The sequence below is a fragment of the Rhizobium sp. IY2 genome, from assembly GCF_047532935.1.
In the GTDB taxonomy this organism is placed as follows: domain Bacteria; phylum Pseudomonadota; class Alphaproteobacteria; order Rhizobiales; family Rhizobiaceae; genus Rhizobium; species Rhizobium anhuiense.
Window position 1 is genome coordinate 15927 of record NZ_JBLKNU010000017.1, and the last position, 23257, is coordinate 39183.

General features: G+C 55.8%; 19 protein-coding genes and 3 pseudogenes. 14 read left to right on the plus strand and 8 right to left on the minus strand.

What is annotated here, in order from left to right:
* Positions 1 to 6: 6 nt before the first annotated feature.
* Positions 7 to 1011, minus strand: a complete 1005-nt coding sequence (locus ACMUVN_RS31210; RefSeq protein ID WP_130654322.1) for an extracellular solute-binding protein — start codon at positions 1009 to 1011, stop codon at positions 7 to 9.
* Positions 1012 to 1158: 147 nt separating this feature from the next.
* Here ACMUVN_RS31210 and ACMUVN_RS31215 point away from each other — a divergent pair, with 147 nt between their 5' ends.
* Positions 1159 to 2316 (plus strand): ROK family transcriptional regulator, encoded by a 1158-nt coding sequence (locus tag ACMUVN_RS31215; protein WP_130654333.1) that lies wholly within the window; start codon positions 1159 to 1161, stop codon positions 2314 to 2316.
* Positions 2317 to 2411: 95 nt separating this feature from the next.
* Here ACMUVN_RS31215 and ACMUVN_RS31220 read toward each other — a convergent pair whose 3' ends face one another.
* Positions 2412 to 3671 carry an ROK family transcriptional regulator gene (locus ACMUVN_RS31220; RefSeq protein ID WP_063473370.1) on the minus strand — a complete coding sequence of 420 codons (1260 nt, stop codon included), beginning with the start codon at positions 3669 to 3671 and terminating at the stop codon, positions 2412 to 2414.
* A gap of 286 nt (positions 3672 to 3957) precedes the next feature.
* Here ACMUVN_RS31220 and ACMUVN_RS31225 point away from each other — a divergent pair, with 286 nt between their 5' ends.
* The 6 genes from ACMUVN_RS31225 (at position 3958) to ACMUVN_RS31250 (ending at position 10291) form a co-directional block, all read left to right on the plus strand.
* Positions 3958 to 5412 carry an ABC transporter substrate-binding protein gene (locus ACMUVN_RS31225; protein ID WP_414815956.1) on the plus strand — a complete coding sequence of 485 codons (1455 nt, stop codon included), beginning with the start codon at positions 3958 to 3960 and terminating at the stop codon, positions 5410 to 5412.
* Positions 5413 to 5482: 70 nt separating this feature from the next.
* Positions 5483 to 6412: a carbohydrate ABC transporter permease gene (locus ACMUVN_RS31230; protein ID WP_063473372.1), complete on the plus strand. Its 930-nt coding sequence runs from the start codon at positions 5483 to 5485 to the stop codon at positions 6410 to 6412.
* 1 nt (position 6413) lies between these two features.
* A complete protein-coding gene (locus ACMUVN_RS31235) occupies positions 6414 to 7247 on the plus strand; it encodes a carbohydrate ABC transporter permease (protein WP_130654323.1) in 834 nt (277 codons plus the stop codon).
* Positions 7248 to 7274: 27 nt separating this feature from the next.
* Complete coding sequence (locus tag ACMUVN_RS31240; protein WP_130654324.1) at positions 7275 to 8300, plus strand: Gfo/Idh/MocA family protein; 1026 nt, start codon at positions 7275 to 7277, stop codon at positions 8298 to 8300.
* Positions 8301 to 8379: 79 nt separating this feature from the next.
* On the plus strand, positions 8380 to 9546 hold the full coding sequence (locus ACMUVN_RS31245) for an ABC transporter ATP-binding protein (RefSeq protein WP_063473375.1): 1167 nt from the start codon (positions 8380 to 8382) through the stop codon (positions 9544 to 9546).
* A 178-nt stretch (positions 9547 to 9724) separates the two neighbouring features.
* A complete protein-coding gene (locus tag ACMUVN_RS31250; protein WP_245488362.1) occupies positions 9725 to 10291 on the plus strand; it encodes a Tar ligand binding domain-containing protein in 567 nt (188 codons plus the stop codon).
* A 38-nt stretch (positions 10292 to 10329) separates the two neighbouring features.
* Here the strand turns inward: ACMUVN_RS31250 and ACMUVN_RS31255 are convergent.
* The 3 genes and pseudogenes from ACMUVN_RS31255 to ACMUVN_RS31265 form a co-directional block, all read right to left on the minus strand.
* Positions 10330 to 10652 (minus strand): annotated as a pseudogene (locus ACMUVN_RS31255) (IS6 family transposase); the annotation flags it as partial.
* A gap of 248 nt (positions 10653 to 10900) precedes the next feature.
* On the minus strand, positions 10901 to 11665 hold the full coding sequence (locus tag ACMUVN_RS31260) for a glycoside hydrolase family 12 protein (protein WP_414815962.1): 765 nt from the start codon (positions 11663 to 11665) through the stop codon (positions 10901 to 10903).
* Positions 11639 to 12691, minus strand: a pseudogene (locus tag ACMUVN_RS31265) (M16 family metallopeptidase); the annotation flags it as partial. The pseudogene ACMUVN_RS31265 and the gene ACMUVN_RS31260, both read right to left, overlap by 27 nt.
* Positions 12692 to 13249: 558 nt before the next feature.
* Between ACMUVN_RS31265 and ACMUVN_RS31270 the strand changes: the two are divergent.
* A complete protein-coding gene (locus ACMUVN_RS31270) occupies positions 13250 to 13465 on the plus strand; it encodes a hypothetical protein (RefSeq protein WP_414815957.1) in 216 nt (71 codons plus the stop codon).
* Positions 13362 to 13709 carry a hypothetical protein gene (locus tag ACMUVN_RS31275; RefSeq protein WP_414815964.1) on the plus strand — a complete coding sequence of 116 codons (348 nt, stop codon included), beginning with the start codon at positions 13362 to 13364 and terminating at the stop codon, positions 13707 to 13709. Before ACMUVN_RS31270 ends, ACMUVN_RS31275 begins: the two co-directional genes overlap by 104 nt.
* 779 nt (positions 13710 to 14488) lie before the next feature.
* On the opposite strand, the pseudogene ACMUVN_RS31280 reads toward ACMUVN_RS31275, so the two are convergent.
* Positions 14489 to 14968: pseudogene (locus ACMUVN_RS31280) on the minus strand (transposase); the annotation flags it as partial.
* Positions 14969 to 15173: 205 nt separating this feature from the next.
* Complete coding sequence (locus ACMUVN_RS31285) at positions 15174 to 16448, minus strand: ROK family protein (protein WP_130692709.1); 1275 nt, start codon at positions 16446 to 16448, stop codon at positions 15174 to 15176.
* Positions 16449 to 16893: 445 nt separating this feature from the next.
* Here ACMUVN_RS31285 and ACMUVN_RS31290 point away from each other — a divergent pair, with 445 nt between their 5' ends.
* The 5 genes from ACMUVN_RS31290 (at position 16894) to ACMUVN_RS31310 (ending at position 22224) form a co-directional block, all read left to right on the plus strand.
* Positions 16894 to 18180: a DegT/DnrJ/EryC1/StrS family aminotransferase gene (locus tag ACMUVN_RS31290; RefSeq protein WP_063473327.1), complete on the plus strand. Its 1287-nt coding sequence runs from the start codon at positions 16894 to 16896 to the stop codon at positions 18178 to 18180.
* Between the two features lie 135 nt (positions 18181 to 18315).
* On the plus strand, positions 18316 to 18987 hold the full coding sequence (locus tag ACMUVN_RS31295; protein WP_065276674.1) for an HAD family hydrolase: 672 nt from the start codon (positions 18316 to 18318) through the stop codon (positions 18985 to 18987).
* A gap of 148 nt (positions 18988 to 19135) precedes the next feature.
* A complete protein-coding gene (locus ACMUVN_RS31300) occupies positions 19136 to 19639 on the plus strand; it encodes a GNAT family N-acetyltransferase (RefSeq protein ID WP_245294511.1) in 504 nt (167 codons plus the stop codon).
* A 464-nt stretch (positions 19640 to 20103) separates the two neighbouring features.
* Entirely contained in the window at positions 20104 to 21111 is a 1008-nt protein-coding gene (locus tag ACMUVN_RS31305) for a glycerophosphodiester phosphodiesterase family protein (RefSeq protein ID WP_063473330.1), read from the plus strand.
* Between the two features lie 33 nt (positions 21112 to 21144).
* Positions 21145 to 22224 carry a hypothetical protein gene (locus ACMUVN_RS31310; RefSeq protein ID WP_065277068.1) on the plus strand — a complete coding sequence of 360 codons (1080 nt, stop codon included), beginning with the start codon at positions 21145 to 21147 and terminating at the stop codon, positions 22222 to 22224.
* Positions 22225 to 22557: 333 nt separating this feature from the next.
* Here the strand turns inward: ACMUVN_RS31310 and ACMUVN_RS31315 are convergent, their stop codons facing one another.
* Positions 22558 to 23229, minus strand: a complete 672-nt coding sequence (locus ACMUVN_RS31315; protein ID WP_414815958.1) for a Crp/Fnr family transcriptional regulator — start codon at positions 23227 to 23229, stop codon at positions 22558 to 22560.
* Between the last annotated feature and the right edge of the window lie 28 nt (positions 23230 to 23257).

The following is a 23257-nucleotide window of genomic DNA, read 5'->3' on the forward strand; positions in this document are numbered from 1 at the left end:
ACATGCTCACCGGATTTCAAGCTCGATCTTCTGCAACCAGCCGTCCAGTTTGGGCGCGATAGCATCCCAGTCGATAGGCTGCGCCTTGACTAGTTCCGCATTCGCCTGCACCTCTGGCGGTGATTTAGCCAGCGCCGCCGGCAGCACCGGAACCTGACCGAACTTTTTGGCGTAGCTGGCCATGACATCGGCAGAGCCGAACCAGTCGACGAATGCCTTTGCCTGCTCCAGCTGATCGGTTCCGGCCATGATCGCCACGCCTTCGGAGATGACCGGCGTGCCACCTTCCGGGTCAATGATCTTGACTTGCATGCCGAGCTCCTTGGCGTCCTTGATGACGCCGCCGAACCAGTTCAGATTGATGATCGCACCGCCCGATTTGAAGGCTTCTTTGCGCGCATCGGCATCATCGACAACGGTGGCGTTCGCATAGAATGCGCCAAGAAAATCCCATCCAGCCTGAGTGACTTCGTCCTTGTCGTCGAGGAACCGGGCCAAGATGCCGGCCAGATAGACCCTTGTCGTCTGCCAGGCGGTGTTGCCGATGACGTATTTGCCTTTGTATTCGCCTCTTGTCAGGTCCAGCCAGCTTTTCGGCGCCCGCTCAGCGGCAAGCTTTTCGGAATCATAGGCGATGACGACCGGTGTGCTCCAGAATTTGTAGACAATGCCTTCTTTGTCCTTGTATTGCGCAGGGAGGTCCGCCGCCCAGGCTGGTGTGTATGGCTGGAACAGGCCGTTCTTTTTGAGCAGAGCCATAGACGTGTCGACCATGCCGAGTACGACATCGGCCTGGGGGTTGTTCTTCTCGGCGACCAGCCGATCAAAAAGTTCTCCTCCGGGTGCGCGCAGAACCTGCACATCGTGACCGGCGGCTTTAGCCTGGTCGACTATCCACTGAACGTTCTCTTCTCCCTGAGGGGAATAAACGACAAGACTATGGGCCAAGGCCGGAGAGGTCACCGCGATCAGCACGGCTGCCAGGGTCAATAAACGTTTGATCTGATGCATGGTGTTCCTCTCGTTTCAGATTGGCCGGTCATCCCCGGCTTGGCGCGTTCTTAATGGAGCTTTATGACAGTTTAATTACATTGCGTAATTTAATATATATTGCAATAGCTCTTTGGCTGCTAACGATTTGAGGCACTCTTGGAACCAATGGACCTTTCACGGAACGAACGACGACTGGTCGAACTGATTTTCGTGGGCAAGAAGATTGCGCGCGTCGACCTGGCCGAACGGTCCGGCATGACAGGAGCTTCTGTCACTCGGCTGATAGGTCGCTTAATTGAGATCGGACTTCTGATCGAGGTGGTCGAGCGGACCGGCGCCCAAGGCCAGCCTCGGCGCTTGCTGAGCTTGCGGGCTGACCGGTATCTTTCCGCGGGAATAACATTCTCGGTCTCCCGAATGGAGGTAGCAATCGTTGATCTAGCGGGAAAGATTCTTACCTCCCGATCAGTCGACATCGAGACCAGCACGGCTTTGTCGGTGGCAGGCGCGGCGCAGGCGGCTATCGCGGCGATGCTGGCCGACCTTGGTACGCCTAAGGATCGCCTTCTCGGGGTCGGTTGCTCGGTGCCCGGCAATTTCGGCACGATGTCGAACATCCTCAAGGCCCACAGCTTCTTCCCGGCTTTCGATGATGGTGAGGCGGACCAAGCTTTTAAAGCGACTTTCGAAGCGCCCTATTACATCGAGAATGATGGAACAGCTGCAGCGCTCGGAGAGTATGTGTTCGGCGGACGCATCCCGCAGCCTGATCCGATGTTCTTCATTCACATTGGACACGGTGTCGGGGGAGGGGCGGTTATCGACGGACGACCGTACCGCGGTGTCAATGGAAACGCCTGCCTGCCCGGAGTTCTCTACCCGTACGACCAGCCGCGCCCATCCGGCCAAGACCTTTTTGCCACCCTCAACGGTGCCGGCTTCGCCATCCACGACTTCGTCGACCTCGAGCGGTTGCCAGACAGCGCCGAAGTGGCTTTAGGAGCCTGGGTAGAACGCGCCGGAAAGCAGCTCAGCGAGACGGTACGTGTTGCAACGGCGATGTTCGACCCCGCGCTGATTGTCCTTGGGGGACGGCTGCCAGAACTTGTGACAGACAAGCTGGTGGGTGCAATTTCCAGTCAGCCAATCCTTGGTCCGTCGCGCGGCTTGGAGGTTGCTGCAGTCGAGGCCTCCCGACTTGGCCCTCGCGCCGGCGCGATCGGGGCCGCCTGCATTCCGTTCTTTGCCTCTCTCTTTTCAGCCGCCGTCGCAGACGATGGCAGTCCCTACCTTAACGGTCGCAAGCCCAAATCCCGACCCTAGATAATTCGATCGCGCGCCTGAGTGTCTTCGGGAGTCTACCGGGCAGACCCAGACGCGACCCTCCCTTCCTTGCAGATCGGTGTCCCTGTAAAGCCTCAAATGACCAGCTTTAGGTGGCTGGATAAAACCAGACCCGCGGCGCCACGCAGAGCCGTATGGCCTTCGCCAATACCATTCACTGTGATCGATATCTCCTGACCAGGTCTCTTCACCACTAGCTGCTCGACATGCTGCCTGATCAGCTCCGCAGCCTTCATCCCGCCTCCGGCGACGTCTCCGTGAAGGACGTAGGAGTTGAGGGACAGTGTTTGCTGCAGGTTGACGATGCCGAACGCCACGTTGCGTGTATAACGGTCGAGAAGTTCCTCTGCCGCATTCGAGCCTTCATCTGCTTCCTTGACAAGCCTGGCACAGGTAACGCTTCTGGGATGTGGCAAGCCCATTCGGACGGCTTCTTTTCGTAGCCACGGAAGGGCGGCGACCGTCTCCCAGCAACCGTGCTTTCCGCAATTGCAAAGGGCACCGTCGATCTGAACCACGCTGTGCCCGAGCTCGCCGCCGGATCCGGCGAGTCCACGATAGACCTTGCCGTCGATGAAGAAGGCGCCGCCGAGAACCTCGCCAGTATAGACTGCTGCGAAATTTTGTTGGCCGCGACCGGGTCCGAACCATCTGTCCCCAACAAGCAAGGCACGGGGGTGATGATCGATGACAACCGGAAGAGAGAAGCGTTCTTGTAGTATTGCTACAAGGGGAAGTCCCGTTAGAACGGGAGCAAGGTTGACGGTAAGAATGGTTCCTTTGTCACTGTCGATCATTCCAGCAGAGGCCACGCCAATGCCAAACGGTGCCCGCTGGGCCTGAGACAGTGTGGCAGTAAGCGTCTTCGTCATGACAGCGATGAATGCTTCTGTGTCGCCATGCGGATCAAACTCAGCTTTCGTAACGGCCTTGATCTCGCCGGTTAAGGCCACGAGGCATGATTGTATCGTGCCGGGCAGAAGGAGGACTGCGCCAAGCATCGGTGCATCGGGGTTAAAATAAAGCGGACGAGCCGGCTTGCCGCCTTTGACGTCGGAAGGCGACGCATCTCCCTCGATAAGAAGCTGGTCTTCGATCATCGGCTGCACAATACCGGTGATCGTGGTCCGGTTGACACCTGCAAGTCGAGCGAGATCTGCCCGGCTTTTGGGTCCGTTATCATATAAGGCTTGAAGAACACGACCGCGGTTTATGGCGCCGAGTGCCGATTGGGAGACAAGTGTCACGTTGCCGCCGTTCTCGCCGGCGGCGACTTCTCTGCTGGCAGGGGTGCGCTGGCCCAACGAATAGGACGGCTGGCTCTCAAACTTCAATTCTCTTCTCCAATCTACCGGACCCTTTTAGCCCGTACATTATCGAACGGCCATACAACATAAGGCCCTCTCCGGTGATGCAAGCAGGACGTCGATGACAACCGCGGTACTGCGCGGAAATTTTCGCCGTGACAGCTCCTTGACACTAACATAAGTTTGTGCGAGGTACAAACTAACTGCTTACAAAAAGCAAATTAGGGGTAACAATCTCAGATCGACAAGCGGAAGCCCGGTGGCTCCGCTGAAGGGCCGAGGTTGGGATACGAAGCAACTGAGGAGGCTGTTTATGACAATCGATATCCGAAATATGTCGCGACGTGACCTGCTGAAAAGCGCGTCCGTTGCAGCTCTTGTGGCTGGCGCGGGATCACTGGCCATTCCACGGCGAGGGGCCGCGCAGGATGCGAACACGGTTCGCGTCCTGTCCGTTGAAGACCCATTCTTTTTCTCGATGAAGGCGCTGGTGCCGGAATACGAGAAAGAAACCGGCATCAAGGTCGAACTGGAGAGTCTCTCCTATGACGCCCTTCAATCGCGCCTCGTGTCTGCCTTTGTCGCCAAGACCTCAGACGCCGACGTCATCGTTGTCGATCAGATGTGGCTCGGGCAGTACCTCGACAATGGATGGATCATCTCGCTGAATGATTTTATTGCCAAGGACAGTGAATTCGATCTCTCCGATTTCATCCCGGAGGTCCTTTACTCCTCGAATATGTGGCGCGGCCAGATCGGCACATTGCCGGTCGCCGCTTATGCACAGGGCGTCATGTACCGCAAGGACGTGTTTGACGAACTCAGCATCGCAGCGCCGCCGACCAAGACCTCGGATGACTGGACCTGGACGAAATATGTCGACACACTGAAGTCGATGGAAGGCAAGTCATTTGGCGGCAAACCGTTGTTTCCCACGGTGGTCTGCGGCTCTCAACCGTCGCCGATCGTCCACATGTTTACGCAGGTGTCGGCAAGCCACGGTGCGAACTGGTTCAAATCATTCCCTGCCGACCCGTGGGATTTCTCCCCGCAGCTGACAAGCCCCGCCTGGGTCAAGTCTGTTGAAGTCTATAGGCAGCTCTACAAGCTGTCGCCGCCTGAAGCGATCAATTATGTCTGGTTCGACGCCGGCACCCGTTTTGCCAAAGGCGACATCGGGATGTTCTACTGGTGGACCCCGTACTTCTACCTGCTCAAGAACTCGGGCTACATGACCGGTAAGAAGTCGGACGTGATAGACAAGTACGCGACGGCGGCCTTGCCAAAGGCAGAGGGCGTGCCTCAGACGGTTAGTCTCGGCGGATGGAGCCTTGGCATCCCATCCAGTTCCGAAAGGCAAGAAGCAGGTTACGCCTTCATCAAATGGGCGACCTCGAAAACCACGCAGAAGAAAATGGCTCTTTGGCCGGACCTTAACTACCAATTCTCCGACTTTGCGCGCGTTTCACTCTACGAAGACGAGGAAGTCAAAGCGCTCTATCCTTACCTCGATGTGCAGTATGCGATGATGAAGCAGGGCAACGGCAAGGTCACACGCCCGCCTGTGCCTGGTTACACGGCCATCGAAAGCGTGCTGGGCCTCACATTGAACCAGCTTTTGACCGGTAGCGAAGAGCCGAAGACCGGCCTTGAACGTGCCAACAGCCTGTTCGAGAGCATCCTGAAGGGTAATCTCATGATCCCTTATCAAAAAGCCAGCTACGCAGATACTCTCGACGGGGCCAAAGCCCTGATCGCCAAGAGATAATAGAGTTCTCCTCGGGCCGGCGCGACAGCGATCGCGCCGGCAGCTACTTGAAGAAGAACTGGATCTGGCAATGCACACGACAACTGTTCGCTCTCCGCGAGCCTTCAGGCCCGCCCGGAAGAGCTTTATCCGACGAAACCTGCCATATTTGCTGATCGCGCCTTCAGTCGTGATGCTGCTCGCTCTGATCGCCTACCCCTTGCTGTTTGCCCTACGATCGAGCTTCTACTTCTGGAACCTGCAAATCGGCCCGGAGCCGCTCCAGTTCGTTGGCTTCGAGAATTATGTGCAGGCCTTTAACGCCTTTGACTTTCGCGCCGCACTCACCAACACATTGATCCTGTCGATCCTTGGCACGACACTTGAGTTCACGTTTGGCCTGGCGATCGCCCTCATCCTGCTCAAGGCACTGCCTGGCATGAACGTCGTGCGTGCCCTGCTGATCCTCCCCACCACGATTGCCCCTATCGTCGTCGGATTTTTGTTCCGCTATCTCTATGATCCCGGCGGTGGACTGTTGAGCTGGGTGTTGCAGTCGCTTTGGCTACCCGTGCCGGCAGAGGGAATTCTTGGCTCGCCTTCGACCGCACTTACGGCAATCCTCTTCGTCGACATCTGGCAATGGACGCCGTTTTTTGCAATCGTCCTCTACGCAAGCCTCTTAGCCGTTCCTGACGAAATCTTGGAAGCCGCGCGACTGGATCGGGCTTCCGCGTGGACGATCCTGATGCGTATCAAGCTGCCGCTGATCAAGCGCACCGCGATCATCATCGTCATGCTTCGCTTCATGCAGATATTCAACACCTTCGACACGGTGCTTGTGCTCACCCGCGGCGGACCGGGCACCTCGACGCGCACCCTTGGATACTCGCTCTACGAGCAGGGCCTCGTCAACTTCAACATTGGCCTTGTCAGCGCAATGACCTGGATCACAGTGCTGATCGTCAATGTCATCGTTGCCCTCTACGTCTTCTTCGCGTTCAGAAACGAGGAGTGGTAAAATGTCCCGTCGTCGCACAAGCTTCAACACGGCACTCACCTACACCGCCGGCCTCCTCTTCCTGGCAATCTTCGTTGGGCCGATCCTATGGTTTATCGCTCTGGCCGTTCGCCCGGCCGAGACGGCCTTCACCATGCCGCCGCAAATTACCTTCGAGCCCAATCTCGACGCATTCCGGCACATCCTCGTCGATCCCGGCACCAACGCACCGCAACTGGTCAACAGCCTGATCGTAGCAATCGGCGCCGTGTTGCTCAATCTGCCCTTTTCCGTTCCTGCTGCCTACGCGTTGTCCCGCTTCAAGCTACGCGGCAAGAAAAACATCATGTTGTGGTACCTCGGCTTGCTGATGGCCCCGCCAGTCGCGTTTCTGATCCCTTATTTCATCCTCATCACGCGCATCGGTCTCCAGGGTTCCTACTTCTCGATGGTCCTCGTCCTGCAGACGCTGACGATCCCGTTTTCCGTCTGGTTGATGAAGAGTTTCATCGACGAGGTGCCGGTGGAACTGGAGGAGGCTGCCCGGGTCGACGGCGCTCGATGGTACACGATTATGTTGCGGATCACGCTACCGATCGTTCGTCCCGGCATCATCGTAACCTCGATGTTTGCCTTCGTGTTCGCATGGAACAACGCGGCTTTTCCGCTGGTGCTGAGTTCGCGCTCCACCGCCACCCTTCCGATCGGAACACTTGGATATTTCGCGACAAGTGGCGTGACATGGAACTACATCGCCGCCGCCGCAGTGCTCGCGATGATACCGCCGATGATCATCTTCCTTGTTTTCGATCGATACGTCGTTCGAGGCCTCACCTTTGGTTCGGTGAAGGGCTGAGTTTTCCCTTATGAATGGAGTAATGCAATGAGCAAACTGCGAATGGGTGTCATCGGCGCCGGTCTTTGGGGGGGCAATCATGCCCATACCTTTAATGTCCTGCCGGAGACCGAGCTGGTGGGCGTCTGCGACCTTGATGAGGGCAGGGCGTTGAAGATGAAAGAAAGCTTCGGGGCAACACAGGCTTTCACCGATTACCACAAGCTGATCTCCAGCGATCAGATCGATGCGATCTCGGTTGCGACACCTGACTTTACCCACACGCCGATCATTCTGGCCGCTCTGAAAGCCGACAAACACGTATTGAGCGAAAAACCGCTTGCGACGACAGTGCGCGAAGCCGAGGAGATTGCTGCGGCCGCCGCAGACTCCAAGGGCAAGCTGATGATTGATTTCCATAATCGTGTGAATCCCATCCTCGCCCAGGTCCGCGACATGATCCAGGGCGGCCAGATCGGCTTGGCAAAGCACGGCACCGCGCGTCTTTCGAATACGACATTCGTTCCGTTCGAAATGTTGAGCTGGGCTGCGAAGTCTTCTGCACTCTGGTTCCTGGGCAGTCATCTGGTCGATGTCCTGCGCTTCATCCTGGCGGACGAGGTCGTACGGGTTTATTCCGTCGCCCGCTCGGGGACCCTGTCGGCCGGCGGCGTGGATACAAAGGATTTCCATGTCTCGGTGCTTGAATTTTCCAAGGGCACGGTCGTGACCATGGAGAACAGCTGGATCCTGTCGCGTGACAATCCTTCGCTTGTCGATTTCAAGATCGAGTTTGTCGGTGAAAAGGGCCAGGTCCAGGCGGACCCCACCCACAATGGCGGCCTGCGAAAGATCGTCGACGGCGGACTAAAATACAATGACTATATCGGCATAACACCAACCGGCGCGACGCGTATCGGCGGCTTTGTCCTGGAATCCATCGCTCGCTTTGTCGATAGCGTCGTGCGCGACGCTCCGCTACTGGCAGATGCGCAGGACGGCCTGGCAAACACCAAGATCCTGGCAGCGATCGAGGAATCCGTCGCGACCGGCAAGGCTGTGAACATCGGCTAAAGCCGGAACCAAAAGCGCGGGGCATGTCCGCACAAACAGTGCGGCTTGCCTCGCTTGAAAATACGGAGAGTAGATAAAAATGGCATCCATGACCTTCGACGGGATCGGCAAGACCTTTCCGGACGGAACCGTTGCCGTTGCCAATGTAAGTTTTTCGGTCGCGGACGGAGAATTCGTCGTGCTGGTCGGGCCGTCTGGTTGTGGCAAGTCGACATTATTGCGGATGGCAGCGGGTCTTGAAACGCTCAACAGGGGCCGGTTGCTCATGGATGACGCTGATGTCACCGAGACAGAACCCCAGGACCGGGATATTGCGATGGTTTTCCAGAACTACGCGCTCTATCCCCATATGACGGTTTACGACAACATGGCCTTCGGTCTGCAGCAGCGAAAAATGCCCAAGGACAAGATCGACAAGCTGGTTCGCGACGCAGCGGAAATGCTCGATCTTACGCGTTATTTGGAGCGCAAGCCGGGGGCATTGTCCGGTGGTCAGCGCCAACGCGTGGCGATGGGGCGGGCGATCGTTCGCCATCCCTTGGCGTTCCTGATGGATGAACCTCTTTCCAATCTGGATGCCAAGCTCCGCGTGCAGATGCGCGGCGAACTGAAGCTGCTCAACCAGAGGCTCGGCGTAACCACGCTCTACGTAACTCACGACCAGGTCGAAGCCATGACCATGGGCGATCGTGTCGCTGTGCTGAAGCCAGTGTTCAATGGAGAGGAGAGCAATCTTCAACAGATCGACACCCCGCAAATGCTCTACGACAAGCCCGCCAACCTCTTTGTCGCCGGTTTCATCGGATCGCCCGCCATGAATTTTGTGCGCGTCGAGCTGACTGCGGAAGCCGGGTCGCTCAAAGCTGCGGTAACTGGCACGAAGATATCCTTCTCCGTCGCCGCCAAGCCGGCACTTTCGGAATATATAGGCCGGCAGGTCATCGTTGGAATTCGCCCGGAGATGTTTCAGGTTTGCCCCGCGTCTGAAGCCTTCTTTAACGAGCAGGTCCCGGTTGCCGAAGCGCTGGGAGCCGACACCTTCGTCTTTTTCGACATCGCGTCACCGCCGGTCAACATAAACGATGCCGAAGATACCGAAGACTTTCCAAATAAAGGTAAGAACCGACTTGTCGCGCGAATCCCACCGGCGCTCACACCGCGTCCCAACCAACATTTGCCGCTCACTGTCGATCTGGAGAAATTGCACTGGTTCGATCCGGTAACCGGAACTGCGATCCGAGACTGACAGAACCTCCGCAAATTATCGCCTAACTAGGAATTCAAGTCTTTCTCCTGCCCTCCCAGGCAACTTGGCTGTCGTCGAATACGAGGTCGGCGGCAGCCATTTTTTTCTTCGGATTCCGCATTTTGAAATGCATAGCCTGAACATTCATGCACCGTGACAGAGCTTAGAGGAGTGGCTTGTGAAACATGTTTCCATTGTCGGGAAGTTCTTTGTCATCATGGCCGTTTTTGGTGTCACGGCGCTGGGACTGACGTTTTATCAGAGCCGCCAGATGCTTACGGTAAACGATAGTTACCAAGGGCTTCTCGACCGGGATGCATCTGCAGCGCTTCGATTGACACAGTCAAACCGAAGTCTCGAAACGGCGCGTGCCAGCATCAGCGACATGGTGATGACGCGGTCGAAAGAGGCGAGGGCGCGCGCAGAAGCAGGTCTGAATGACGCGCAAGAGAATTTCGTCAGGTTCATGGATCTGGCCGTCCAGGCAGTTCCCGAGCAGGGTGAACTGCCGAAGTTGAAGGCGGATGGATTCTCTGTCGTGACCGACACGTGTGGTGCAGCGATCGCTGTGGCCCGCGGCGCGACCAGTGAAGCCGAGCTTGCCATGGTACAGCAACTCTATCTGACTTTGTGTCAACCCGCCTTCGCTGCCATTTCACCGAGGTTTACGTCCGTGACGGAAAAACTCGCTTCGGACGCGGAGCAAAAGCGTGCTGATGTTTTACGCGTCGTCGATGACACGTGAGTGCTGAGTGTGGGGAGCAGCTATTACGGCACTGCTCGCCGTTTCATGGTCCTTTCGCGTCGTCGGGTCGGCTGTGCGAATTTTCCGCTCGATTATTGAGGCCTTTATGCGACCGGTGTTCGACACCGGGCATGAGGTCGCGCCTGGCGGCATCATAGGACCGGAGCTTGTCGGTGATCATGACCCGTGGTGTCCGCCCTTGAGCCTTCAGCAACTTACGCATCAGACGCTTTGCCGCCTTGGCATTTCGGCGGCTTTGCACCAGTACTTCGAGGACGAAGCCGTCCTGATCGACGGCACGCCAGAGCCACTGCTTCTTGCCATTGATGGCCACCACACATTCGTCGAGATGCCATTTGTCGCCAGCGCGTTGCATGAAAAATGCAGTGGATAGGGTTGCCTCGTCCAAAGTCTGATCCATGCAACAGTGCTCCATCAAACCGGCCGCAGCTCAGCCATCACCGAACGCGATACAGAACGTCCGCGGGGCTGGTGTGGCGGGAATGTGTCCATTACGGCCGCGAGCGAAACGGTAAGCGGCAAGCTAGGCCGTCTGTCAGCGTGGCTCATTGGCATAAGCGCATCTCACCTTGCGCCCCGCGCCGATCTTCACTTCGAGGTCACAAACCAGTTGTTGAAATTGAAGTTCTTTCCCCCCGGGGACGAGGTAATCTCGACGCCGTATTGGACGCTACCGACTTTTATGTCGCCAAAGTACCCCTTCGACTTGATCCACTGCAGGATACTCTTGATGTCCACTGTCCCGCTGTTGGTCCGCGGAGTGCGCAGCAGTGAGGTGACCTTGTGACCATCGGGCCCTTCACCTTCAAACACGTTCCAAGTCGCTCCGCCTACATTGACATTGCTGTAGACCGGAATGGCCGCCCCGGAAGGGGCATAATGATATGAAATGGGCTTAACGTTGCCGCTCCCGTCCGAGTTTCCGGTGTAGTTTGTCCAGAGCATTATCTCATGCTTGTTTGAGCTGTCCCAGATATCGTAGGCGACATCCCAGGCGCCGCCAGTGGGAACTTCCTGATTGAAGCTCGAGCTCAGAGTGTTGATTGAACTGAGCGGTTTCCCGATATTGAAAGCCACGTGCGGGTAGCTCTTGATGCCAGGAGTATTAGGCTGGTCCGACCACACGCTCCACCGGTTGACTCCACTCACCGAAATCGTCTGAGGCCCAGGGCGCGGACCCCATACGTCGTTGTTCCAAGAGTAGCCATCGCGTGAAAAGCTTCCGTATGGAGCGTCCGAACTCCAAATCGGAGCCTGTGCCGATACAAGCGCGGCAGATGATAATGACCCGGCTTCATTCGCGGCCTGCCTAAATAGATCATGATCCTCCTGTGTCCGGACGTCGGCATTGATGAAAGGGGCATCCGCCTTGCTGGCGATGGCGCTCACCCGACGTTTGAGCACCAGAAAACCGAGATCCTCTATAAGCCCAGCGCGGCGCTTGGCGAAGGTGTCAGGCGCGGCGTCATAGGGACGCGTCCAGGCGATCTGTATGCTGGTCATGCCGCCGGGAACGACGATGACCTCGGCGCCTTCGCCCTTCGTCACAAGCGCGCCAAGATCCGCTTTTGTCGGCGCCGGACCCACGGCCTTCCAGTCGCCGAAGCGCTGCCGGATTTCGACTTCCATGGCGGCGGGGTCGATATCGCCCACCACCATCAGCGTTGCCCGATCGGGTCGGTAATTGGCCCGGTAATAATCACGGACGAGGTCCACGGGCGCATTGCTGATAATGTCGGCCTTGCCGATCGGCGCGCGCATGATCGCGCGCTGGCCGGCGAGCAGCGAATTCATGATTCCGAGTGACGCGCGATATTGCGGCATGTCGCGCAGCCGCTCCTCCGACAGGATGACGCCGCGTTCGCGATCAAAGGCGCTGGCATCGAGGGTCAGCTCGCTCGCCGTCTCTCGCATCAGCATCAGGCCAGTCGAAATTGTGTCTGCATCGACCTCGGGCAGATCGAGTGCATAGACGGTCTCGTCATAAGAGGTATGAGCGTTGATGTCCGGCCCAAAGGCCAAGCCCTTGCGCTGCAGGATACGGATAATGTCCCCTTCGGCGACATGTGTCGAACCCTTGAAGGCCATGTGCTCGAGAACATGCGCCAGGCCCTGCTGGTTGTCGTTTTCGTCGAGCGAGCCGGAGCCGATGCGAAATCGGATCGCTGCCTGTCCGGGCGGCGTGACATTGCGCATAATCGCAAACCGCATTCGATTGGCAAGTGTGCCGAAATGGACGTCGGTGTCGGCCTTAATGTCACTTTGCGTTTGTGGCCATGAGGTGGACGAGGTGTCCGCAAAGGCCGACGACGCGAAGCTTGCGAGGGCGACCGTCGCGAGAAACCGCCAGGCGGCGGAGCATTCCATTTTATGAGACATTCTTGTCCAAGGATGAGCATGAAGGGTATGGATGACGCGGTTTCGTGCAGCTTCTAGCATTTGCTTGCTCCTAGATATTCACCTGTGAGGTGACTTTGCATGTCAGCGGCCAGATGCCGTTCGGCCGATGTAGTCTAAGGCGCAGATCGGGGTTTGAAGCTCGCCCAGTCGAACCCCTCGATGATGCGCCGGATCTGACGCATACCCTTTTCACTGATGTTGCGCTGGTAAGCCGGGTCGACGTAAAAATCGGTCGGATTGATCAATTCAAAGATAGGCATTCCGGCCGGTGGTGCTTGCGGCCAAACCAGATATACCGATAGGTGCTATTGGGCGAATGTTTTCCTGCATCTGCGCTCCTCGCGTTTGTCGTCCAGAACGTGAGTGAGGAGCATTTGCAAAGAAACTGAACACGACGCCGTATCGCTACTAACGTCCACAGGCCGCCGACCTCTTTTGGCGCAATGTGTGGAAACTTGCGTTACGAAACATACGCGGCGTGATTGACATGCATGCAAGCGCTGCCACTGTGTCGAATAACACGAATTGGAGCCCACCATGACCCCTGCTCGTTTCACCGAATGCCTTCTGCACATCCGCTGGACGCCAATAAATCTTGCCAGCGCGCTGCAATGTGATCTCTCGTGGGTGGAGGCGCTGGAAGCTGGGAATGTTGAAGCGCCGTCAGGGTTATCAGCGTGGCTGGAGACGCTTGCTCAGTGCCATGAAGCAGCAGGAATCCCTGCGACCTATCGCGGGCGGGGACACGAGTGAGGAGGAGAAGTGGATGGCAAAGATCACTGTTTATCGCACACAGAAGTTCGACATCTCGACTGACGAGTTCAGATATTCCTTGCGATATTGGACGAGGGAAGGCGCCAAAATTGCGGATCTGACGATTGATGAAGGCTCTGCAGTGGAAATTGACGAAGAAGATTTAACGCCCGAAGGCCTTTGTACGGATCGGGGATACAATCCCGACCGGCTTCGGGGTTTCCAGACCTGCGTAATACCGTGAAAAGCACCGCCCTTTCGCTACATGACCAACAACTATCAGCCGAAATACAGATGGCGCGAAACCTGCCCTGGGGGAAGGCAAACAGGATTTCACAGGTCGGCCCATCCGGCTCGACACGACCACTGATGGCGCGATCGGCATGTGGCAATAGAACGGCGGCTTTGCCTCCCGGGTGCGGCAGAGGATCATGCCGCAACAAGGCTGGGCTGAGACGGCGCGTTGGCGACGCGTCACTGTTAAAGCGGAAGACATTGACGATGCGATAACCACTTTCCCGTTTTGCTTGTGCCTAAGCTCGAATGCTCGCGAAAAGTCCGTGTAATCACAATCCCAATGCAGTAGGACTACAACCGTAAATAATCTTGGGAGGGAATAACATGTCAAAGGTAGTTGTGGCTGCTTTCATCGTCTTAGCGTCTCTGACCTCACAGTCTTTCGCGGGTAGTTGCGATCATTCGTGGCAGCGTGCGAAAGATGGGTCTAGCTGTGGAGGTCGTGCTTCCGACCAGCGGGATGGCGGAAACTGAGTCCGGAAATGCGTTTAGCACTGAGTAAAGGGCTCGCTTAAGCGGGCCTTTTTGATTTCGCCCCTAACATCTTGACCTATTACCATCCTTTAGAAAGGCTTTCGTGATTGCAACTCGAGAAGCCGATTGATGGCTCCGGCCGAGTACGCATTAACGATGGCGCCGCGGCAGACTTCGTATTCGGGAAAGCGCCGGCGGCCGGCGTTGGTGCACCGCTCAGCGACGGGTCATCATTCGGTCTTTGATGCGTACTTATTTCGGTGCTGCCGTCGGTGCCTCGCAACGAACGGATTTCGGGCGTCCGCAGGCGAGCATTCGGTTCAGTATGGTGACCCCGATCGCAGCCTCTGTCTGCTGCGACCGGAATGAACGAGCGTGCAAACGCGGCCCGATGATGCATCTGCCCATCGCCGTTTCGATCAGCGCCCGTTTGCCATAGCCGGTGGACGTCTGCCATTTCAGCCGGCCATCTGCCTGCATGGATGATATGTGGTCCTCTCTCTGGCAGGATGCTTGGACGTTGGGCCGTTCAACCGCGTTCGAGCGCGGTGGAATGACGACCCTTGCGCCTGCGCTGTGACGGAGAACTGCGTCGTAGGTTGGATAGCCATCATAGGCTCCATCGGCAGTGAACTGGTCGATCTCATCGTCGATCTGATCCAGCAACGGCTCCAGCTGCGAGGCATCGCCGGTTTCCTGATCTGTCAGACTATGTGCAATGATCTCGCCTGCCTTTGAAATCGACCATCATCGGCAAACTCAATCTGCCTGCTCATCTTCAACCCGGATCTACGCCTACCATACTGGTTGCAAACCCGGTGAAAAGTTTTGCGACAGAACCGGAAATGGTGCGCACGCAGTCGGAACATTGAGATAGCTCGGCAGCCCCATTTTTGGCGCCGCTCAATACATACCCGAGGATCGCATGCGGAGGCCGCTAGATGACGAAATTCAGCAATTCAGAAAGAAGCAGACTGGCGGCACCGCGTAGAGCAGCCAGGCATTCGCCATCTCCGAAAGCAAGGGCGATATCATCACCTGGGCGATGGAATACCAGATCGTGGAAGCTTTCCTGAATTAGACGAAGAATGGGGCCTCCCCCTCGTACAATGTCCCCGTGAATTACAATGAAATTCGGCGCCATAAACTGCTGGAGGTTCGCCAGGCCAACCGCAATATTGAACGTGTAGTCGCGAATGAGTTCTCTTGCGCCCGGCACGTCCTTGTCGGCCAGCGTCAACAATCGGCTCACATCCAGGGAGAGAGGTCGTGGCAACCGCCTGACCTTAGCTTCGGTCCTTAACCACTTCGAGCTGGCGATCGTTTCCCAGCATCCGCGTCTGCCGCACTGGCACATCCGACCTTTGATGTCTACGGTCGTATGACCGATTTCACCACCCGCACCTGCGGGTCCGCGATAGAGATGTCCATCAAGGTAAAGCGCTCCGCCCAAAGTCTCTCCGATGTAGACCGAGGCGAAGTTTCTCCGACCGCGGCCCTGTCCAAACCAGCGATCCCCAACGAGTAACGCCCTCGTATCTTGATCGACGCAGACTGTGACTCCGAACCGCTTGTTCAATTCGGTTTCGAGCGGAAATCCATCGAGGAAAGGCGCAAGACTGACGGTCACGATCGTGCCAGTCTCCGTATTGATCATTCCTGCAACGGCTACACCAATGCCCAAGATCGGCTTTCCAAATGCGACGGCTTTTTCGACACAGGTGCTTATAATACGGAATGCGTCGGCCGAATTTGCTACGTTCTTCGGAAAGTCGACGGCATGTTGAGCATAGACCTCGCCCTCCAAAGAGACCAAACACGCACTCACGCGGTCGTGCAGCAGGAGCACCGCGCAAATTGGCCTTGCGTCCTTGGAAAACCACAACTTGGTAGCCGGCTTGCCGCCTGTTTCATTGGGAGGGATCACCTCTCCTTCGGCGAGCACCCCCTGATCGAGTAAAGGCTGCACAATCCCACCGATAGTTCCTCGAGTCACACCGGTAACGCGGGCCAGATCCGCCCTGCTAGATGCTCCTATGTCGTACAATGCTTGTAGCAATCGTCCTCGATTTGCGGCCCCTAAAGTTCCCGTCGAGATTAGTTTTTGAGCCAACATAGTGCCCTTACCGCTTTCGCTTTTATGGCTATCGTCAGGGCTGCTCTCATTTTCTCCAAGTCGGAAAGCTTGAAGTCTTCTTATCAACGAGTCCATTTCATCTGATCCTGTTTATGAATCCAACTGAGCCGCAACGTGAGCACTATCGACCGGCTACCCGGAGCTCCCCATTCGGACGGTCTCGGATTATGGCCTTAGAGCCATCTGGGGTTCCTTTAAACGCGTCTTGTGACGTGGGAAACCCTGAAGGATCCCCTCACAAGGCTTTCTTCAATGACCTCAGATGTCCGAGCAATCGTTAAAAAACAATTGAAATATCGAAGTGACAAGCCGAAGCGGAGCGGCTCTAATGGTTGCGCCAATTACTCTACGCAACCATATAATACGAGATCCGGTCTGTTCTAGTCTATATTTAGATCTCCAAATATATATTCATATATACTTGATTTTATACTCACTTTTAACTTTTGCATTTGCGAAAACGGTGATAGCGATTGTGAGGGCTGATCAGCATTTCAATGAACGATGATTGGACAATGCAATGAACGGATTTGGTGCACCAGAGCGCAAAACGCGCAACGCGCAAGGTGCTTGCGCAGTCGAGAAGCTCGCCATTTTCGGTGGGAAGCCTGTGATCCCTCTGGGACGCGTCATACCTTGGCCCGCGGCAGAGAAGAAGCACTTGGATGCGCTTCGCGGAGTTGTGGATAGCGGAAAATATCACCGCGTCAATCATCCAATTGTCAGCGATTTGGAGCAAAATCTTGCAAGGTGGATTGGGAAGTGGCAAGTGCGCGCTGTTGGCAGCGGAACGGCGGCCATTCACATTGAACTCGACTACGTCAAGGAGCGCGGAGAGCAAGTTGTTACCGCGGCACTGAATTGGCCGGGAGCGGTAGGACCAATTGCAATCAATGGCCTTGAACCCGTCTTCGTCGATGTCGACATGAGCGTGGCCGGGATTGATCAGCGGGCGGCCGCTGAGAGGTTCAACCCCAACGTCGCTGCGGTTCTGATCACCCACCTTTTCGGGAACAATGTTCTCGTCCCCGATGGAAGGCATGCTGCGCGTGCTCAGGGAATTGCAGTGATCGACGACATCTGCCAATCGATCGCAGCCGCGAAAGCAATCGTCGGCGGCTCTCATCTTGATACAGACGCACTCGCTCTTTCCGGAAACGGCGCTAAACACCTTGGGGCTGGCGAGCTGGGATTTGTCATAACGGAGGACGCCGACCTAATTGCACATGTTGATCGCGTATCGCTGTCAAGCTCGTCTCGGAGCGGAGCGCGAATATTTTCACCTCGTTCCCAAGGGTACAATTACCGGCCCAACGTATTCTCTTCATCTATTGCGAAGCTGCGGGTCACAGAGATGGATGCGCAACTCGAAATCCGAAGAGACAATAGCAATCTGTTATGGGAGATGATCAGCGACCTTGTGGGTATACTTCCGCTTTTCGACCCGTCAGACTGCGACCATTCAGTGCTCAATTTTCCTTTGCGCATTGAACCTGAGGCGCTTGGCTTTGCGCCAGGTCCGGCTGCGAGGGATTTCGTCGTCAAATCGCTGCAGGCCGAAGGTGTGCCTATCTGTGTTTGGCTCACGAAGCCCGTTTTTGAATATCTCCCGGAAATTCGCAACAACTGGAACGCCGCCGATTTTCCAAACACCGTGAAAATATTGGATACGATGTTCTACGTCTCCGAGATCGCGCCGCCCAACGGTGGCGAGTTGATGCATCTTTACGCAGATGCTTTTCACAAGGTTTGGGGTGCAATTCATAAGCAGGGGCCGGAGATCGCCGCTGGAGCAATTTCCAACTGAGCACCACGCCTCGCGACAATTCCCCAGTGCCGCAATAGTCTATCCCCACAGATTTTAAGCACGCCTTTATCAATGGGCAATCTAAAGCTGCACTGGGACAAAACTCAAAGCCATTTCTACGACGAGGCTCTTTGTATGTCTTTCTTAAAAAAACCGGAATTATTGATCTTCGACTGCGACGGGGTCCTCGTCGATAGCGAGCTTATCGCAACCGCAGTGCACATCGAAGCGTTGGCGAAGTGTGGCTATATCATATCCGCTGAAGAGTATAATGATCGCTTCGTGGGAATGACTGACCAGCAGAGTTATTCAGTCATAGAATCCGAGCGAGGCCTCCGCCTACCAGAGGATCACCATGAAAGCGTGATGGCCGAAATCGCAAATCGTTACGCGCGTGATCTGCGCGCGACCAGTGGCGTTCGGCAAACGTTGCAAGCCATCAATTTGAAGAAGTGCGTGGCGTCGAACAGTGACACTGCAAAGCTCTGTTTGGCACTTATAGTCACAGACCTACACAATTTTTTTTGGCCCCATGTCTTCAGCGCTTCGCAAGTTGCGCGTGGTAAGCCGGCTCCGGATCTCTTTTTGTTTGCAGCACAGAATATGAAGACGCCAGCTGGCAGTTGTCTTGTTATTGAAGATAGTGTTGCTGGAACTCAGGCGGCGGTGGCTGCCGGGATGACGGTGATTGGCTTCGTAGGTGGCTCCCATTGCCTACCTGGACATGGAGACAAACTGGCAGAAGCAGGTGCGATAAAGCTGTTTAATGACATGGCGGCACTGCCACAAATCTTGGCCGATTTGTGATCATCAATTGCGCTCTGGCGACCCGCTTGAGTCCCGGTATCACTGTCCAGATTCATGGTGGGTGCGATAGCATCAGGGTAGTGCACGGGCTTCCTCATTGACCTAACCGCGCCTTGTTGGCTCGGACCGCCAAAGACATGGAGACACTATGATCGCGAAACCAATGGCAGCTGAAACTCCGGTAACGATCGATTACCTAGAAGGATTTCCGAATTTCCTTTCCGTTTGCACAAGCTGGGCCTTCGGACAATGGGGTTGTCAATCGTATGGCTCATATGAACAAACGCGATGTGAGTTTGAAGCCGCAACGAGCAGTTCAATGCCACTGACACTTATTGCCATTGAAAACGCCGTGCCCGCAGGAATGATCACGTTAGCTGATCGTGACTTCGACGGAAAATCCAATCTATCCCCATGGCTTAAGTCGCTGTATGTCCATCCATTCCACCGCAATAAAGGAATAGCCGCGTTGTTGATTAACCGGCTGGAGCAGGAGGCATTGCGTCTCGGTTGCAAAAGCCTCTACTTGGTAACAGAGGACGCGCGCGTTCTTTACGAAAACAGTGGCTGGCAGGCAATTGACTACGTCCAAACATCGTTTGGCCTAGCAGATTTGATGACGAAGGTTCTGCCGGAGACTCCACTTGCCTGAAAAACCCCTACGCCATCGCGACCCCTTTGGTGTGATCCGATTTTATGGACCATCTTGATGTTGCTGTTGCAGCCGTAACGCCAGCGGCGACTGAGGCGCTGGCTAACTGTCTCTTGTCGCTGCGATGGCATTCATCCCTGCTTCCGTTCCCACCAGCTTAACCACTGCTGAGACGCTTGTGCTGTTGCAAAAAGCCGCAGGTGCAAGAGGTACGATGTAGCGAGCTAACGAACATTATCATCGAAAGGTTCTGAATCTTTATGCAATCCAGCAACAACGTAGCAGCGTCAGCGACTCTTCATTCTAGCTCCTGGCGTTTTGGCCACCTCTGCGGCCGGTCGTGTCTGCGAGCATCGCTCATATTAACTTCTTTTTTTGCCTTCGGTGTTTCATCCAGTGCCGAAGGAACGGCGCTGCTGCCGGTAAAGCCTTCGCCATATCTCGTAAGTGCGATTACGAGAAGCATGTTTAAGCTGCCGGAACCCGACGATGACCTGGTCATCTTATCTGCGCATCGCGGATCCTGGGAGATCTATCCAGAGAATTCAGCCTACGCCTTGCAAGACGCCTGGAATTCGCAAATCGAGAGCGTGGAAGTCGACGCCCGCTTCACCGCGGACAAAGAAGTGGTTCTATCTCACGACTACAGGATTGAGCGCGAGTCAACTGGAAGCGGTCTATTATACAACCAAGACTTTTCTCAATTAAGGCAGGCGGATCTAAGGGACCGGCATGGTCGCGTATTTACGGATCCGCACGGACGAAAGGCTAAGTTCCTGACGTTCTCTGCCGCGCTCGATCTACTCGCTCAATATGTTTCCGACGATGGTCGTGGCTACGTGATGATCGTAGACGTCAAGGCGGCGGTCGATGATCAGGACCCGACCGATCCCATCGAGCTCATGCAACATTGCCTTGACATTCTCGCGACCAAGGCAAATGCGAAACTCAGCAAAGCCGTCGTATTCAAACTCAAAGCGAAGGATGCGGTGGATGTCGGCACGATCTTGAATCGGACGACCTACGACCCCGGCCTCATTGGTGGGCTGATTATTGTCGAGAACCCGGATGACCAGAACGTGAAGGATTCCAGCTATGATCCCCACGAGGACTCAATCTACGATCAATGGAATGTGGCGCCGTTTTCCATTCAATTTGAGATGAACCAATTCTACAAAGGCGACGGTCTTCAGGCGTATTTTGACTATATCGACCAGAAGCAGGGCTTCGCCACCTATCATGAAAGTAACTACTATCCCGAGGGCGTTGCCAACAGCGCTGGCAAATGCTGCTTCGAGCATAACACCGATCCTAAGTCGACCGCGCAACGAGGTATCGTGCCCGATTACCGAGGTGATCCGGAGATGGCGATCGTCAATCGTACGAATCTTATCACCACCGATTTGCCCGACGTAATCGGCGACATGCTGCGCCAGATTGGGCGCCGCAACACAACCAAACTCAGCCGCTAAGGCAAGACCAACGCGTCCGCAAAGGATTGTCTAATGAATTATGGGAAAAGAATCTTCCTACTGTTTTCTGCGGTGGGTTGTCTTGCTGCTGGCGCGGGCCAATCGGCATCATGCATCGATGAAGCCAATTGTCTTAGAAGCGCATCCGACAAAGTATCTCAGACCCTTACACCGAAGGTCGTGCCGATTTTCGGGCAATATCCAAAGGTGTACATACACGACTCGGCGGCAGGAGTGGATTATCCAGTGCCTGAAAATACGAGGCAGGCATTTGACTTCTATACCAATAAGACTTCTTTCAACTTTCCACCGCACGGATCAGTCGAGACTAGTCGACCCGCATCGATCAGACCCGACAGGGGATTCACAGTCCTTTTGGTAGAAAAGACCCGAGACAATACCGTTCCTAATGGCGGTAGCGCGCTGTCGCTACTTAGTTCCCCTTCGAACGGCGCCTACCTGTCATTTGCGTTAGGTGCCACGCCTAACGCAAATGGTCAAAAGTGGTCTTTTGCAAAAAGCCTGCTTCAAAGTGGAAGGGCGGATACTGCGTGGTGGCAAAAGCCGTGGGATATGAACGTCGTGGGGCCAACAGGCGCATTCTCCGGCACAGAGTGGATTTACTACACCTTCACTCCAGACGGCAAACTTCGCATCGACCGTTTCGCGCCATATACCTATCTTTTGATGTTTACAGCTTACCAATGGGATGAGGCAGTGCTCGACAGCGGGTTCCCGCATTCTGCCTACAGCTCTGGTACGCCAACCGGCCGCCCGAAATCCGTCACTTTCGGCTCGGTTGGGCCATGGGTTATTGGCGCGGCCGCGGTGCCCGGGCAGAGCTCGCCCATGATCGAGCCAGTGGAGGCACTGCCGGGCTTTGAGGGAGTGACGATCTTTTCGACCCCGTTGTCCATGAAAGAAGTTATAGCGTATCAGAACTCCCTGAAGTCGAGCGATTTTCTCGATGTCAGCATGCTGCCATGCAATAGCGGTCAGTACCTTTCCGGGGAAATCAGAACCCCCTGTGGTACGGCTCGTCCTGGCAATCCTCCGTCCAATGTTAATTCGGTGGCTCGAAATGGGATCAGCAACAAAATCGAACGTCAGTGACTCTCATTCTGTTCCGACGACAGCTTTACGAAACCAGTTTCAGGACGACCGGTTAGCGGTGAAAGCTGCGCGAGAAATCGATCGTGACAAACAAACAGAGCCGTCTCCAGGGAGCCGAATGAACGGATTGCGTGACGATCAAAGTCGGCAGCCTTCACAGACCCAATGCCCGCATCATTTTGTGAGGGCGGTAATGTGATCGGCCGCTGGATCTATTGTTGATCACTGAGATGTGTCGGAGGCGGGATTGATCGAAATCAAGCAGCCTTCCAATTATCATGAAGCGCTTCTGCTTGAGCCTCATCTCGGATCTGTTGTACCGGTTAGTGAAGGTTAGCACGCCTTGCGAAGCAGGTCGACGCTATCGACCAGAACGACCTTGCCTCTGACTTCGACGCCCGACGCCGCGAGCGCCGCAAATGCGCGGGAAAGGGCTTCCGGCGCCAGGCCCAGTTTGCCGGCCAAGATTCGCTTCCGGTAAGGAAGCCGGAACGTGACCCGCGAGGGGGTCGCCGAGGCGGGGCAGCGGCTCATAAGGTAGTTTGCCACCCGTTGCGCGGCTGTGAGCAACCGGTCTCCCGCAATACAATCCATCGCGCCGAGCAGGTGCCTGACCATGATGCGCATGACGTTCCGGTGTACGACCGGATGTTGGTCGGCGAACGCCTGCAATTGCGCGAGCTCGAACAGCGCGACCTCGGCCCCGTCGGCCGACCACGCGCTATAGGCATAGGAGCCGCCGCCTGAGAGAAGATATTCGCCAAACGTGTCGCCCGGCTCGCACACGCAGATATCAGCCTCGCGCCCGGCGGATTCCGATTTTGAAAGTCGGACAAACCCGTTCGTGACGCAGTAGACGAATGATGCCTGCTGGCCCTCGCTTATGATCTTCTCGTCAGCAGCGAAGGTGCGAACCTCAGCCGTTGCGGTGAATTGCTCCACGGTCGCCGGATCCAAACCAGCGAACAGGTCGGACTGCAGAAGGACTGAATTTTTCGCAAGCATCCATCTTCCTTTCGTGTTTGGACCCGGT

Bases quoted from the DNA above. Each gene is read 5' to 3' on its own strand.
- ACMUVN_RS31285 (WP_130692709.1), bottom strand. From the start codon at position 16,448: ATGGACTCGTTGATAAGAAGACTTCAAGCTTTCCGACTTGGAGAAAAT.
- ACMUVN_RS31215 (WP_130654333.1), top strand. From the start codon at position 1,159: ATGGACCTTTCACGGAACGAACGACGACTGGTCGAACTGATTTTCGTG.
- ACMUVN_RS31225 (WP_414815956.1), top strand. From the start codon at position 3,958: ATGACAATCGATATCCGAAATATGTCGCGACGTGACCTGCTGAAAAGC.
- ACMUVN_RS31230 (WP_063473372.1), top strand. From the start codon at position 5,483: ATGCACACGACAACTGTTCGCTCTCCGCGAGCCTTCAGGCCCGCCCGG.
- ACMUVN_RS31300 (WP_245294511.1), top strand. From the start codon at position 19,136: ATGATCGCGAAACCAATGGCAGCTGAAACTCCGGTAACGATCGATTAC.
- ACMUVN_RS31235 (WP_130654323.1), top strand. From the start codon at position 6,414: ATGTCCCGTCGTCGCACAAGCTTCAACACGGCACTCACCTACACCGCC.
- ACMUVN_RS31275 (WP_414815964.1), top strand. From the start codon at position 13,362: ATGTTGAAGCGCCGTCAGGGTTATCAGCGTGGCTGGAGACGCTTGCTC.
- ACMUVN_RS31270 (WP_414815957.1), top strand. From the start codon at position 13,250: ATGACCCCTGCTCGTTTCACCGAATGCCTTCTGCACATCCGCTGGACG.
- ACMUVN_RS31295 (WP_065276674.1), top strand. From the start codon at position 18,316: ATGTCTTTCTTAAAAAAACCGGAATTATTGATCTTCGACTGCGACGGG.
- ACMUVN_RS31315 (WP_414815958.1), bottom strand. From the start codon at position 23,229: ATGCTTGCGAAAAATTCAGTCCTTCTGCAGTCCGACCTGTTCGCTGGT.
- ACMUVN_RS31240 (WP_130654324.1), top strand. From the start codon at position 7,275: ATGAGCAAACTGCGAATGGGTGTCATCGGCGCCGGTCTTTGGGGGGGC.
- ACMUVN_RS31210 (WP_130654322.1), bottom strand. From the start codon at position 1,011: ATGCATCAGATCAAACGTTTATTGACCCTGGCAGCCGTGCTGATCGCG.
- ACMUVN_RS31245 (WP_063473375.1), top strand. From the start codon at position 8,380: ATGGCATCCATGACCTTCGACGGGATCGGCAAGACCTTTCCGGACGGA.
- ACMUVN_RS31290 (WP_063473327.1), top strand. From the start codon at position 16,894: ATGAACGGATTTGGTGCACCAGAGCGCAAAACGCGCAACGCGCAAGGT.
- ACMUVN_RS31305 (WP_063473330.1), top strand. From the start codon at position 20,104: ATGTTTAAGCTGCCGGAACCCGACGATGACCTGGTCATCTTATCTGCG.
- ACMUVN_RS31310 (WP_065277068.1), top strand. From the start codon at position 21,145: ATGAATTATGGGAAAAGAATCTTCCTACTGTTTTCTGCGGTGGGTTGT.